Consider the following 11,996-nt stretch of genomic DNA (forward strand, 5'->3'; position numbering starts at 1 on the left):
TTGTTCCCGACTAAAATTCGATCCCTTCCCTGGCAGGGACTCCTTTTTCAAAAGGATGCCTCACTGCACGGATCTCAGAGATATAATCTGCCTGAGATAGAATCGCTTCGTCGGGATCTCTCCCCGTCATGACGACTTCCAGGTGTTCCGGTTTCTCTTTCAGAAAACGTACTACCTCTTCTCTAGGCACAAGCCCGTATCCGTACGCGGCCATCAGCTCATCCATGACAAGAAGATCGTATGCCCCGGATACCGCTTTCTTTTGGATGACTTCCCATGCATCATGGTACGCTTTTTTAAGCTCCTCTTTCTCTTCATCCTTTAACGTCCAGTAAAATCCTTTCGTATCCGGCATCTTCATCCTCTCCACCTCAGGGATGGCATCCAGGACAAAAAGTTCTCCGGAGTCTTCTTTTTTTAAAAAACGAACAAGCAGCGTCCGCTTTCCACGCCCGGAAGCCCGGACAATCAGTCCGATGGCCGCGGTCGTCTTCCCTTTTCCATCTCCGCAATAGATATGGATTCGTCCTTTTTCTGTCATCTTCCTAAGCCCCCGCACTGATCTCAAGTCCGCTGACGCCAAAATCTGCCCCCAGGTTTTCGATGCCTTCGCTTACTTCCTCCCGTGAAAATCCATGTTCTTCCAGATAGTCCGCATCAAACCTTGCCAGATGCAGATAGAAGCAAAGCGCCATCTCAAACATCCGGAAATCCCCTTCTTCGAGACTTTCCAGAAGCTCATTCTCCGCCTGATTGATCTCTCCTTTGTCTGCAAGCGCCAAAATTCTCCGATACAGACGGTCCACATCGTTGTCCATCTCTTCATATGGAGGAAGCTCGTAAGATGCTTCCTCCTTTCCAAGGATCAGCTTCGCCAGAAAGCGTCCCTGATCTTCCAGTCGTCTCACATTAAAATCCTGTTTTAATCCCATGTTTCCTCTGTCCTTCTATCTTTTAATGATGATACCGCATCATGTACCCCAGTCCCTGAGCTGCTGCCGATCCCACGATGGAAGCAATTCCAAGGAAAAACAGTACCGCCGATGCAATGATCAGAATATACAAATGCCGTTTTCTTTTTCCGGAAAAGATCTTTCCTTCATATCCCGGTCTTCCTCTGTGCAGCAGAAAGTTGCCGATATAGATGAAAAATAGACCAATCCCGCTTCCTGCAATGTAAACTCCTACCGATGCAAACGAAATCCCATAATCTGCCGAAGCGCCATAGATGGCAGCATCGTAGGAACTGTTGGAGGCAAAGTATATAATCCTCCAGACAAACTGAAGCGCAAATGTCATCAGGAGCGGCAGAAGATTATTGATGGCATGGAAAAACATCGCGTATACCATATTGCCCGTCTCTGCCAAAATGTATGCCATGGCAATCCCCAGAATCGCTGTCGGAAAGAATCTCCAGATACTTCCGTGGAAAGCTCCGAAAATACACCCTGTGAGAATGATCGGAATCCATTTATTTCCTCTCCCAAGAGGCCAGAAGCTGTTGAATACCACTCCCCGGAATACCGCTTCCTCACAGAATGCCGGCATGACTGCTACGATGACTACCGCCACCAGCGCCGGAACTCCCATAAAGGTATAAGACAATCCCATACTTGTTCCAAGCATTTCTGCCGGGAAGAAATATGTGATAAGCATCGTCAGCGCAAGCGTGAGGATCAGGACACCCATCCATAAAAGAAAGGTTCCGAACATCCCGTAAAAGGTCGGTTTTCTGATGGGAAACACACTCCGGAAATCCCCCTGAAAGATCCATGTACAGCCCACTGCCACTAAAAGCAGCAGAAGTTCACTCACAAGAGTGCCATAAAGCCCCATATGCTCCCCAAGAGCCGGCCCGATCAAAAAGACACAGACCGCCGACAGGCCAAGCACAATGACGCCATGCCACGGTTTCAAAGGTTTCGTTTGTCTGTTCATTCGCATCGTCTCCTTCCAGTTGAACTATTTGCCACAGATGTCACATCCAAGCCTGCAGCCTGTCGGCGTGCCGGCACATCCTCCCATCGCTGTCTCCCGGAGCTCAAACGGAAGGCTCTTTCCTACCCGGTACATAGCCTCTGCCATCTCATCGAACGGGATGACATTTTCTACTCCGCTCAGGGCAAGTTCCGCACAGGTAATGGCGTTTGCCACTCCTACTGCATTTCTGCTCTGACAAGGAGCTTCCACAAGTCCCGCGATCGGATCGCACACCATGCCGAGAAGGTTGGAAAGGGCAGTGGATGCAGCGCTCAGACACATCTTCGGCGTACCGCCCATCATCTCCACGACCGCGCTTGCCGCCATGGCTGATGCGGCTCCTACTTCCGCCTGGCATCCGGCCTCAGCCCCGGATACAGACGCATTTCTCATCAAAATATATCCGATGGCACTGGCATTTAGAAGTCCTTTATAAAGTATCTCATCTGAGAGTCCTTTCGTATCCCGGACTGCCAGAAGTACGCCTGGAAGCACACCTGAGGATCCGGCTGTCGGCGCAGCCACAATAAGTCCCATGGAAGCGTTAACCTCCAGCACCGCCATACTGTACGCGATGGCTCTGGAAAGTACTGTGCCGCACACTGAATCCTCCTTTGTCTCATGATCAGCCACAAGTTTTGCCTCGCCGCCGATCAGTCCGCCCATGGACTTCTTCGGATTTTGGAGAGGTTCATGCACCCCTTCTTTCATGATTCGGAGTACTTCTTTTAATTTATCCTGTACCTGCTTCTCATCCAGAGTGCCGCATGTGATTTCTCTTTGTCTCATGACTTCCGAGATCGGAAGCTGCTCTTTCTCACAGACTTCCAGTAATGTCTGTCCTGAAATAAAATCCATTTTTCTTTCCTCCTACATCTGCACAAGCATCAGATCCTGCACATTGTTATTCTCACGAATCTGATCCAGAATTTCTTCCGGAATCTTCTCATCCGATTCAACGACAGTAAAAGCGGTCGCCCCTTTGTCTTCCCGAAACAGTCTCATGAATGCGATATTCACATCATTTTTGCTGAGACACTGTGTAATGTGTGCCACGACACCCGGCTTGTCAATCTGCCGCACAATGAGAGTACTGTACTCTCCTGTAAATTCCACATCGATTCCATTGATACGGACGATCTTGATCTTTCCGCCCCCGATGGATTCTCCCCGCACGGAGAGATGGTGTCCGTTTACTCCTGTGATTTCCATATCCGCTGTGTTCGGATGGTCTGTGACAGTCTTCTCGTCGATCACATACTCATACTCGACACCCATCTTTTTTGCCCAGTCAAAGGCATCCCGGATCCTCGCATCGTCCGTCTCGAAACCGAGCATACCCCCAAGCAGCGCACGGTCTGTCCCATGTCCGTGGTACGTCTTTGAAAAAGATCCGTAAAGAGTAAACACTACTTTTTTGACCGGCTCCGGACACATCTTCCTTGCAAGCAGCGCCATAGAACATGCTCCTGCCGTGTGTGAACTGGATGGTCCGATCATATTCGGACCGATAACATCAAATATACTTAAAAAATTCATCTTCCTATCCTCCCGGAAAGTCTCTTTGCTCTCCCTAATATACCACATTTCCATCTTGCAAAAAAGGACTTTCACAAAATTTACATGCTTCATAAATTCTTAAAACTTAGATGCAAATCTTTAGAATATTCTAAGATGCGCTTTCACAGTTTTTTCACTTTATGTTTTACAATAGTGTCAAATGAAAGGAATGAAATCGGAGGCGAACTTTATGATAAAAGCATATACAACAGTAAAACAATTCATCAAAACAGAAAAACGTGACTGGCTGGAAAACGGAAAACAACGTTACGCCGCCTCCGCCCTGATCCTTATGTTCTTTATATTTTCCTTTGTAGGCTGGCTTTGGGAGGTACTCCTTCACGTATATTATGACGGAATGATCGTAAACCGCGGCATGCTTTTCGGACCGTGGCTTCCAATTTATGGATTCGGAGGCACCTTTGTCGTATGTTTCCTGCGGCGCTTTTCTTCCAGTCCCCGAAAAGTATTTTTTCTTACTATGCTGATGGCTGGCATCATGGAGTTTGTGACCGGATCCGTACTCTGGCATGTTTACCAAATGCGCTGGTGGGATTACCGGGATTCCCTGATCAATATCAAAGGCTTTGTCTGCCTGGAAGGACTTCTTCTCTTCGGGACAGGCGGTGTCCTCTTTCTCTACTTTGCAGCGCCGAAACTGAACAGTCTGATCATACGGATCCCCCGGACACTCCGGATTGCCTTGTGCGCAATACTTGTTCTTCTTTTCCTGGCAGATTTTGCTTTTTCCGTATTCCACCCGAATATCGGATTCGGTGTGACGATGCCTCGCTGATTTTACATATCAATGATACACTGCAAAAAGGGCAGCCTGAACATAATGTTCAGGCTGCCCTTCAAACTTTCTCCATATGAAATAAACCGAATTAATGCGCACAGTCCGCTTCTATTTTTTCCAGATCCCCATTGTTTGTGAAGTACGCTTTGTACCACATCAAGAAGGTGTACACAACCCAGATCTGAATAGAATGTGTGACTTTTCCGCCTTTGTGCTCTTCCAGAAGAGCCAGGATCTTCTCCTGATTGAAAAATCTCGCAGCGGTTTCGCCTTCAAATTCTTTGCGAATCATCTGGTAGTACTTGTCTTCTCTCATCCAGTTCGGAAGCGGGCTTGGGAACATGAGCTTCTTGCGCTCTGCGCTCTTCTTGCTGAACTTCCTGTCCGCAAGGGCACGGAATGCCAGCTTCGTATTGGAATCATTGACCTTGCATTTTGCAGGGATCGTCCTTGCTGTCTTGAACACTTCGATATCCATAAACGGAACGCGAAGCTCCAGAGAATTGGCCATAGACATCTTGTCCGCCTTCAGCAGGATCTCCTGGCGCAGCCACATATTGAAATCCAGGTACTGCATTTTGGACACATCGTCCAGATTCGGCACTTTGTCATAAAATTCTTTTGCGATATCCAGCGGATTTCTGCTAGGATATTTTTTCTTTAAGAAAGAATCTCTCTCTTCGTATTTGAATACATTGCTGTTTCCGATATAACGCTCTTCCACGTCTTTGCTTCCGCGGATCAAAAATCCTTTTCCTTTGAATTTCGGGAGCGGAGATACGACTGCCGCAACCGCTTTTCTCAGCCATTTCGGAAGTTTCTGATAGTTCCCAAGGGAGATATTTTCGTGGTAAATATTGTAGCCGCCAAACATCTCATCTGCCCCTTCCCCGGAGAGGGCTACCTTGAAGTCTTTGGATACCCGGTTGGAAATGTAGTACAGAAGATTCGCACTCGGGTTTGCCAGCGGCTCATCCATGTAATACTGGATCTTCTCCGCATCGTGGAAGTATTCTTCAGCAGACACTTTTCTTCCGATATTTTTGACTCCAATCTCGTCTGCCAGCTCTTTCGCATGCGGTGCTTCGCTGTATTTTTGTTCCACGAAATCAATCGTGAATGTCGTAAGATCTACCTTATCTTTCAGCTCGTATGCCACGTAGCTGGAATCTACCCCGCTTGAAAGGAAAGAACATACCGGCACATCTGCGATGATGTGCTTGTTGACAGAATCATCCAGGACACCGTCCAGCTTGTCCGCCACGCTTTCAATCGTCTGATTTTCATCGATGTCGAACGTCGGTTCCCAGTAAGTCTGCACATCCAGTTTTCCGTTTTCATATGTGAAATAATGTCCCGGAAGAAGCTTGTATACATTTCGGAAGAATGTCTCTTCTCCTGGGATACATCCAAATGTCATGAAATCCGGAAGTTTTTCTTCAAACAGTTCTTTTTTGAAATCCGGATGAACGAGGAAGGATTTGATCTCGGATCCAAACAGGAGTGTATCTCCTTCGTTATAATAGTAAAACGGCTTGATTCCAAAATGGTCTCTCGCGCCAAAAAGTGTCTTCTTTGTTCTGTCAAAAATCACAAATGCAAACATTCCCCGAAGGCGTCCAAGAAGTCCTTCTTTTCCCCATTCTTCGTATCCGTGAAGCAGGATCTCGGAATCGGAATGTGTGGAGAACACATGTCCGCAGCGAATCAGCTCTTCTCTGATACCCTGGAAATTGTATAGCTCTCCGTTAAAAATCAGTACGAGGTTCTTGTCTTCATTGAACATCGGCTGGGAACCGCCTTCCAGGTCAATGATACTAAGCCTTGCAAAGCCAAGCGCCACGCCGCCTTCCACGAAGGCATCCTGAGAGTCCGGTCCTCTGTGACGGATCTTATCTGTCATCTGTTTGATGACAGACGGGTCATATTCTTTTAATCCTGCATATCCTGCAAAACCGCACATAAATTTTTCTCCTTTATCATCTCTTATCAATCATTGTCAACGTCTTTATTTCTTTTCATAACAACTTCTTATTGTACCGAAATTCTTTCAGGATTGCAAGACATCCGATTATAAAACATGAATCTGCTCCATGACTTTTCCGATGGGCTTGCGGATCACAAGATCCGCATCTACACTTTTCGCAGTTTCCGCCTTGTTGATGACGACAAGATATTTGCCCCTGAAATAGTCGATGAACCCGGCAGCCGGGTAAACCACAAGAGATGTGCCGCCTATGATCAACATATCCGCGTTTACTATGGCCTCCACCGACTTCTGGATCGTCGTCATGTCAAGCCCTTCTTCATAGAGGACCACGTCCGGCTTGATCATTCCGCCGCACGTACAGCGCGGGATCCCAACGGCCTCCTTCACATACGAGGCATCGTAAAATTTTCCACATTTCATACAATAATTCCGGTGGATGCTGCCGTGAAGTTCATACACCGTTTTGCTTCCGGCTTTCTGATGGAGTCCGTCAATATTCTGGGTAACGACCGCCGAGAGCTTTCCGGCTGCCTCCAGTTCAGCCAGCTTTCGATGTGCCGGATTTGGCCTGGCATCCAGACACATCATCCGGTCTTTATAGAACCGGTAGAACTCCTCCGGATTTCTCAGAAAAAATGAATGGCTTATGATCGTTTCCGGTGGATATTTATACTTTTGATTGTATAAACCATCCTCACTCCGAAAATCAGGGATATTGCTCTCCGTCGAGACGCCCGCTCCGCCGAAAAATACGATCCTATTGCTTTCCTCTGTCATCTTCTGCAGTCTTTGTATCTCATCCATACCCACTTTTTCTCCTTTCCGATTCCTGTAATTCCCTGCGTTACCACACTTTTCTTTTAGTATAGCACAGTTTTAGCCTGCTGATAAACTTTTCTCTTTTCCGGCGAATTTCTTGCAGCCTCCTTATGCGTCGTGTATACTGTTTTCATATGGGCAGGAAGGAGAGAGGTTTTATGTCACAGAATGTCACAAAGAAATTACTGAATATTATTACAATTCTGGTAGGAAATGCCATCTACGCACTTGGGGTAGTCATATTTATTCTTCCAAATGACCTGATCACAGGGGGAACGACAGGTCTTGGTCTTGCTTTTGAACATTATTTTCATGTCCCGCTGTCCGCATTCGTATTCTGCTTTAATGCGGTCATGTTTATCCTTGGGGCTCTTGTCCTTGGAAAGATGTTCGCTTTTACCACACTGATCAGCAGCTTTTTCTATCCGATCATACTTGGCGTCTTCCAGAAGATTCCGGAACTTTCCCAGATCACGCAGGACAAGATGCTGTCCACCGTCTGCGGCGGTCTGATGATCGGCTTTGCCATCGGTATCGTGATCCGTGCCGGAGCGTCCACCGGTGGGATGGACATCCCGCCGCTTGTCCTGAACAAGAAATTCGGACTTCCGGTATCTGTTATGCTCTACGTCTTCGATTTTGCCATCCTGATCTCACAGATGCTTTTCTCAGACAAAGAGCAGATCATTTACGGTATTCTGCTTGTTCTGATCTATACCGTCGTCCTGGACAAAGTGCTCCTGACCGGACATGTACAGACGCAGGTCAAGATCATAAGCAAAAAGTATAAAGAAATCAATGAGATGATCGTTGGACGCCTGGACCGCGGCTCCACCATCCTCTATGGGGAGACCGGATATCTCCACACAGATCAGCCAATCATCCTTACCGTCATCTCCAACCGGGAACTGGCCCGTCTGAACCAGGAAGTCACAAGCATCGATCCGGAAGCATTCATGATCATCGCACGCGTCAACGAAGTAAAAGGACACGGATTCTCAAGCAGTAAGATTTACAAAAACACAAAAGGAAAAACTACAAAGTAAATCACAAAAATATGCTATAATTCTATTAAAGCATATTAAGAGAAAGGAGTCATCATGAAAAAGAAACTAATGGTTTTTGGTTTCCTTATTCTTATTTGTATACTGGGCGTGGTTTTGTACAAAAGGAAGGACACTCCGGATGTCATCGCTGATTTGAAAGCGGAGGATATTGCCAGTATTCAGATGAACCGCGGCGACTCCGAATATGTCTTATCGGAAAAAGAAGACATTTCCAAATTTCTGGCCATCGTCCAGGATATGAAACTTTCAAAAAAGATATTCCCTGATCAAAAAGATGGGATCTATTTGTCGATAGACATTCACATAAAGGATCAGGATCCTGTCTATATGGCAATCCGGCATCCCGATGTGGTTTCTGTCGAGGACAGGGATTATGCCTCCGCAAAGGATTATTGTGAGATTTTCTCATCTTTTTTGGAAGAATGGAATTAGACAGGAATTGTCAAAACGGGACGGCCCCCTTCCTGGGATGCCGTCCCGTTTCGTATGTTTGTTTATTTCCATGCTGTCATTGGGATTCTTCATCTCTGTATCCGTCAAAAAAGTCGTACAGACTGTGAAGGGTCTTTACAAGTACCGGAATCTCGTCTTCTTTCAGGGAAGCCACTACCGCCTCCGTCATTTTTTTGTGAAAGTTTTCATGATGCCGATAGGCTTTCTCCCCTTTTTTCGTGAGCCGGATGTTTACTACCCGTCTGTCTTCCTCGCTTCTCATTCTTACTACATATTTTTTGTTTACGAGACTGTTCATGGAAGTCGTGAGAGATCCGACGGTAATTTTGAGCTTTTTCGCAATGGCAGACATATTGTTTCCTTTTCCAAGGCCTACAGCTTCGATGATATGCATATCATTGTTGGTAATATCTTTATATTCCTCTGTAATGACTGCTTTTTCTTCCAACTCCCAGATTTCGTTGAACAAATGAACCAGTATATCATTTATCGCTTTATATGCATCCACGCCTTTGCTCCTTCTTTCGCTTTATCCCATAAGTGATTCGATAACTTCGTGAACTGTTGTGATCCGATCCTGCATGTACGTATCCGCTCCGCAGAAAAGGAGTGCCTCTTCCACATCCCCTTTCGCCGCTGCTACGAGTCGTTCCGTAATACAGTACGGAATCTCTGCCGGACTGCATTTGTGCAGGCAGCCGAGACATTTTTTCGGAGTAAACTTTTCTCCTTCCATCACTCTCTCCATAAATGGATTCATGATGGCTCTTCCCGGCATTCCCACCGGACTTGTCACGATACGGATGTCTTCTTTCTTGGCCTTCAGATACGCTTCTTTGTAGCGGATGTCTGCATCGCATTCCTCTGTCGTCACAAACCGGCTTGCAGTTTGGATCCCATCCACGCCAAGGTTCATCGCATATTCCACTTTCTCTTTCGTGTCGATACCGCCTGCCAACACGACCGGAATATGCACATGATACTTATCTCCATAGCTTTTCACTGTTTCCAGTATGTCCCGGATTTCTTCCTCATATGTCTTTTCATCGTATTCCTTCAGCTGATCTTTTGTAAATCCGAGGTGCCCTCCTGCTTTTGGCCCCTCGATCACGACAAGATCCGCTGTCCTTTTATACTTTCGATCCCAGTATTTCAAGATGACATTTGCGGATTTGTTCGTGGACACGATAGGCGCGATCTTCGTTCCGGATCCGTCCACATATTTCGGAAGATCCGTCGGAAGCCCGGCTCCGGATATGATAATGTCACATCCGAGAGATGCGGCATGGCGCACATATGCTTCATAATTCTTCAAGGCAACCATGATATTAAATCCAATGAACCCGTCCGGCGCCGTCTCTCTCGCCTTTTCATACTCCGACTTCATCGCCCGCAAGTTGGCTTCAAAAGGATGCTGCTCAAAATCCTCCTCCCGAAAACCGATCTGTGCGTTGGAAATGATTCCTGCAGCCCCTTCTTTTGCCACTGCACCAGAAAGCCCTCCGAGGGAAATCCCGACTCCCATCCCTCCCTGGATCAGCGGGACTTCTATTTTCTTATCGCCTAATTGAATCGGCGGCCATTTTGTTCTCAATTTCTCTGTCCTTTCCTAAATCCTGCGGAATCTCTGATACCGTTTTTCAACGAGAGTTTCCACGTCCATTGCTGCGTGATCACAAATGAATTTTGCCAGATATGCATCGATTTTGTCTGTCACATCCTGCAGGTTTGCTGTTGTGAAATTCTCCGGCTCTGCAATGACACGTTCCACGATATCCAGACTTTTCAGATGATTTGCCGTAAGTTTCATCACACCGGCTGCCTCTTTTGCCCTCTTTGCATCTTTCCATAAAATAGATGCAAATCCTTCCGGGGAAAGAATAGTGTAGATAGAATTTTCCAGCATCCACACTTCGTCTGCCAAAGCTATGGCAAGCGCGCCGCCGCTTGCTCCTTCTCCGATAACGATAGATACGATCGGTGTCTTTAAGGAAGACATCTCATAGAGATTTCTTGCAATCGCCTCTCCCTGTCCTCGTTCTTCCGCCTCCAGTCCGCAGAATGCTCCCGGAGTGTCCACAAAACAGATGACTGGCCGGTGGAACTTTTCTGCCTGCTTCATGAGGCGCAGCGCTTTCCGGTATCCGTCTGGGGACGGCATTCCGAAGTTGTGTTCGATGTTTTCTTTCGTCGTCGTACCCTTTTCCTGCGCGATGACAGTGACCGGCACGCCATGGAAACGCGCGATCCCGCCGATGATGGCACGATCGTCCTTGAAATAGCGATCCCCATGAAATTCGATAAACCCGTCAAAAAGTTCTTTTATATACTCGCTTCCCACCGGACGTTCTTTTTTCCTGGAAATCTGTACTCTCTCCCAGGATGTGAGACCTTTGTACTCCGTATGCTCTTCCTCTTTTACAAGGCTGCAACAGTCCGTGCATCCGCCTGTTTTGTCTTCGCATCTTTCATGCATCTTCAAAATTTCTGTCAGGACTTCTTTCATCTCTTCCCGCTCTACGATACGGTCGATGAAGCCATGTTCCAAAAGAAATTCGGACTTCTGGAATCCTTCCGGAAGTTTCTGTCTGATCGTCTGTTCGATGACGCGCGGTCCGGCAAACCCGATCAGCGCTTTTGGCTCCGCAAGGATGATATCTCCAAGCATGGCAAAGCTTGCCGTAACTCCGCCTGTCGTCGGATTTGTCAAAACGGAGATATAAAGCAGTCCGGCGTCACTGTGCCTTTTTAAGGCTGCGGATGTCTTTGCCATCTGCATAAGGGAGACAATACCTTCCTGCATTCTTGCTCCTCCGGAGCATGCAAAGATGATGACCGGAAGCTTTTCACTGGTGGCTCTTTCTACCGCGCGGGCGATCTTTTCTCCCACCGCTTCTCCCATGCTGGCCATCATAAAGCGTCCGTCACAGACACCAAGCACAGTCTCCACGCCTCCGATCTTTGCCTTTCCGGTCAGTACCGCTTCGTCTAGCCCTGTCTTTTCCTGCAGCGCTTTGACCTTCTCCTCGTATCCCGGAAAACTAAGCGGATTCCCTCCGGTAAGTCCCTGATCCCACTCTTCGAACGTCCCCTCGTCTGCGATCATCTCGACTCTCCGTCTCGCATGAACACGGAAATAGTTATGGCATTTCGGACAGATATAGTAATTCGACTTTACATCCTCCGTCACAATGGCCGCCTTGCAGGCATTGCACTTTTTCAGCAGTCCTTCCGGCACTTCTGGTCTGCCCTGGTTGTCGGAAGAATGGATCGATATATAGTTTTTCCTGTTTGTCTTTTTAAACATATCTTTTAACTTCATGTCTCA

Annotated in this window: 13 protein-coding genes; 3 read left to right on the top strand and 10 right to left on the bottom strand. The window is 47.1% G+C overall.

All coding sequences use genetic code 11. From position 1 onward, the window contains the following. Window positions 1-10 precede the first annotated feature (10 nt). The 5 genes from FLB61_RS03660 to sdaAB are packed head-to-tail and all read right to left on the bottom strand — an operon-like array spanning window position 11 to window position 3,519. A complete protein-coding gene (locus FLB61_RS03660; protein WP_087209655.1) occupies window positions 11-541 on the bottom strand; it encodes a cob(I)yrinic acid a,c-diamide adenosyltransferase in 531 nt (176 codons plus the stop codon). 4 nt (window positions 542-545) lie between these two features. Continuing rightward, window positions 546-932 carry a DUF6483 family protein gene (locus tag FLB61_RS03665; RefSeq protein ID WP_087201743.1) on the bottom strand — a complete coding sequence of 129 codons (387 nt, stop codon included), beginning with the start codon at window positions 930-932 and terminating at the stop codon, window positions 546-548. A 22-nt stretch (window positions 933-954) separates the two neighbouring features. Beyond that, a complete protein-coding gene (locus FLB61_RS03670; RefSeq protein WP_158096508.1) occupies window positions 955-1,938 on the bottom strand; it encodes a CPBP family intramembrane glutamic endopeptidase in 984 nt (327 codons plus the stop codon). 24 nt (window positions 1,939-1,962) lie between these two features. After that, window positions 1,963-2,838 carry an L-serine ammonia-lyase, iron-sulfur-dependent, subunit alpha gene (sdaAA, locus tag FLB61_RS03675; protein ID WP_087201738.1) on the bottom strand — a complete coding sequence of 292 codons (876 nt, stop codon included), beginning with the start codon at window positions 2,836-2,838 and terminating at the stop codon, window positions 1,963-1,965. Window positions 2,839-2,850: 12 nt separating this feature from the next. Then, window positions 2,851-3,519: an L-serine ammonia-lyase, iron-sulfur-dependent subunit beta gene (gene sdaAB, locus FLB61_RS03680; RefSeq protein ID WP_087201736.1), complete on the bottom strand. Its 669-nt coding sequence runs from the start codon at window positions 3,517-3,519 to the stop codon at window positions 2,851-2,853. A gap of 211 nt (window positions 3,520-3,730) precedes the next feature. Here sdaAB and FLB61_RS03685 point away from each other — a divergent pair, with 211 nt between their 5' ends. After that, window positions 3,731-4,336: a putative ABC transporter permease gene (locus FLB61_RS03685; protein ID WP_158095400.1), complete on the top strand. Its 606-nt coding sequence runs from the start codon at window positions 3,731-3,733 to the stop codon at window positions 4,334-4,336. A 91-nt stretch (window positions 4,337-4,427) separates the two neighbouring features. Here FLB61_RS03685 and asnB read toward each other — a convergent pair whose 3' ends face one another. Both asnB and FLB61_RS03695 read right to left on the bottom strand, forming a co-directional pair. Then, window positions 4,428-6,302 (bottom strand): asparagine synthase (glutamine-hydrolyzing), encoded by a 1,875-nt coding sequence (gene asnB, locus FLB61_RS03690; RefSeq protein ID WP_087201731.1) that lies wholly within the window; start codon window positions 6,300-6,302, stop codon window positions 4,428-4,430. 108 nt (window positions 6,303-6,410) lie between these two features. After that, a complete protein-coding gene (locus FLB61_RS03695; RefSeq protein ID WP_221919435.1) occupies window positions 6,411-7,133 on the bottom strand; it encodes an NAD-dependent protein deacylase in 723 nt (240 codons plus the stop codon). Window positions 7,134-7,306: 173 nt separating this feature from the next. On the opposite strand from FLB61_RS03695, the gene FLB61_RS03700 reads away from it, so the two are divergent. Together FLB61_RS03700 and FLB61_RS03705 are read left to right on the top strand one after the other, a co-directional pair. Beyond that, window positions 7,307-8,194, top strand: coding sequence for a YitT family protein (locus FLB61_RS03700; protein WP_221919436.1), 888 nt, complete (start codon window positions 7,307-7,309; stop codon window positions 8,192-8,194). A gap of 54 nt (window positions 8,195-8,248) precedes the next feature. Then, window positions 8,249-8,647, top strand: a complete 399-nt coding sequence (locus tag FLB61_RS03705) for a hypothetical protein (protein ID WP_221919437.1) — start codon at window positions 8,249-8,251, stop codon at window positions 8,645-8,647. A gap of 76 nt (window positions 8,648-8,723) precedes the next feature. On the opposite strand, the gene FLB61_RS03710 is transcribed toward FLB61_RS03705, so the two are convergent. From FLB61_RS03710 to FLB61_RS03720, 3 genes are read right to left on the bottom strand one after another with little or no spacing between them, the layout of a single operon-like run. Further along, window positions 8,724-9,176, bottom strand: a complete 453-nt coding sequence (locus tag FLB61_RS03710; RefSeq protein WP_087201722.1) for a MarR family winged helix-turn-helix transcriptional regulator — start codon at window positions 9,174-9,176, stop codon at window positions 8,724-8,726. A gap of 21 nt (window positions 9,177-9,197) precedes the next feature. Continuing rightward, window positions 9,198-10,262, bottom strand: a complete 1,065-nt coding sequence (locus FLB61_RS03715) for an NAD(P)H-dependent flavin oxidoreductase (RefSeq protein ID WP_275952197.1) — start codon at window positions 10,260-10,262, stop codon at window positions 9,198-9,200. Window positions 10,263-10,277: 15 nt separating this feature from the next. Continuing rightward, window positions 10,278-11,990 carry an acetyl-CoA carboxylase carboxyltransferase subunit alpha gene (locus FLB61_RS03720; RefSeq protein WP_087209673.1) on the bottom strand — a complete coding sequence of 571 codons (1,713 nt, stop codon included), beginning with the start codon at window positions 11,988-11,990 and terminating at the stop codon, window positions 10,278-10,280. Between the last annotated feature and the right edge of the window lie 6 nt (window positions 11,991-11,996).

It is taken from the genome of Sellimonas caecigallum (assembly GCF_019754295.1).
Lineage (GTDB): Bacteria > Bacillota > Clostridia > Lachnospirales > Lachnospiraceae > Sellimonas > Sellimonas caecigallum.

What these genes read in the sequence shown, in the direction of transcription:
- sdaAA (WP_087201738.1), bottom strand. Translation starts at nt 2,838, where the DNA reads ATGGATTTTATTTCAGGACAGACATTACTGGAAGTCTGTGAGAAAGAG.
- FLB61_RS03700 (WP_221919436.1), top strand. Translation starts at nt 7,307, where the DNA reads ATGTCACAGAATGTCACAAAGAAATTACTGAATATTATTACAATTCTG.
- FLB61_RS03695 (WP_221919435.1), bottom strand. Translation starts at nt 7,133, where the DNA reads ATGGATGAGATACAAAGACTGCAGAAGATGACAGAGGAAAGCAATAGG.
- FLB61_RS03685 (WP_158095400.1), top strand. Translation starts at nt 3,731, where the DNA reads ATGATAAAAGCATATACAACAGTAAAACAATTCATCAAAACAGAAAAA.
- sdaAB (WP_087201736.1), bottom strand. Translation starts at nt 3,519, where the DNA reads ATGAATTTTTTAAGTATATTTGATGTTATCGGTCCGAATATGATCGGA.
- FLB61_RS03665 (WP_087201743.1), bottom strand. Translation starts at nt 932, where the DNA reads ATGGGATTAAAACAGGATTTTAATGTGAGACGACTGGAAGATCAGGGA.
- asnB (WP_087201731.1), bottom strand. Translation starts at nt 6,302, where the DNA reads ATGTGCGGTTTTGCAGGATATGCAGGATTAAAAGAATATGACCCGTCT.
- FLB61_RS03660 (WP_087209655.1), bottom strand. Translation starts at nt 541, where the DNA reads ATGACAGAAAAAGGACGAATCCATATCTATTGCGGAGATGGAAAAGGG.
- FLB61_RS03670 (WP_158096508.1), bottom strand. Translation starts at nt 1,938, where the DNA reads ATGAACAGACAAACGAAACCTTTGAAACCGTGGCATGGCGTCATTGTG.
- FLB61_RS03705 (WP_221919437.1), top strand. Translation starts at nt 8,249, where the DNA reads ATGAAAAAGAAACTAATGGTTTTTGGTTTCCTTATTCTTATTTGTATA.
- FLB61_RS03720 (WP_087209673.1), bottom strand. Translation starts at nt 11,990, where the DNA reads ATGAAGTTAAAAGATATGTTTAAAAAGACAAACAGGAAAAACTATATA.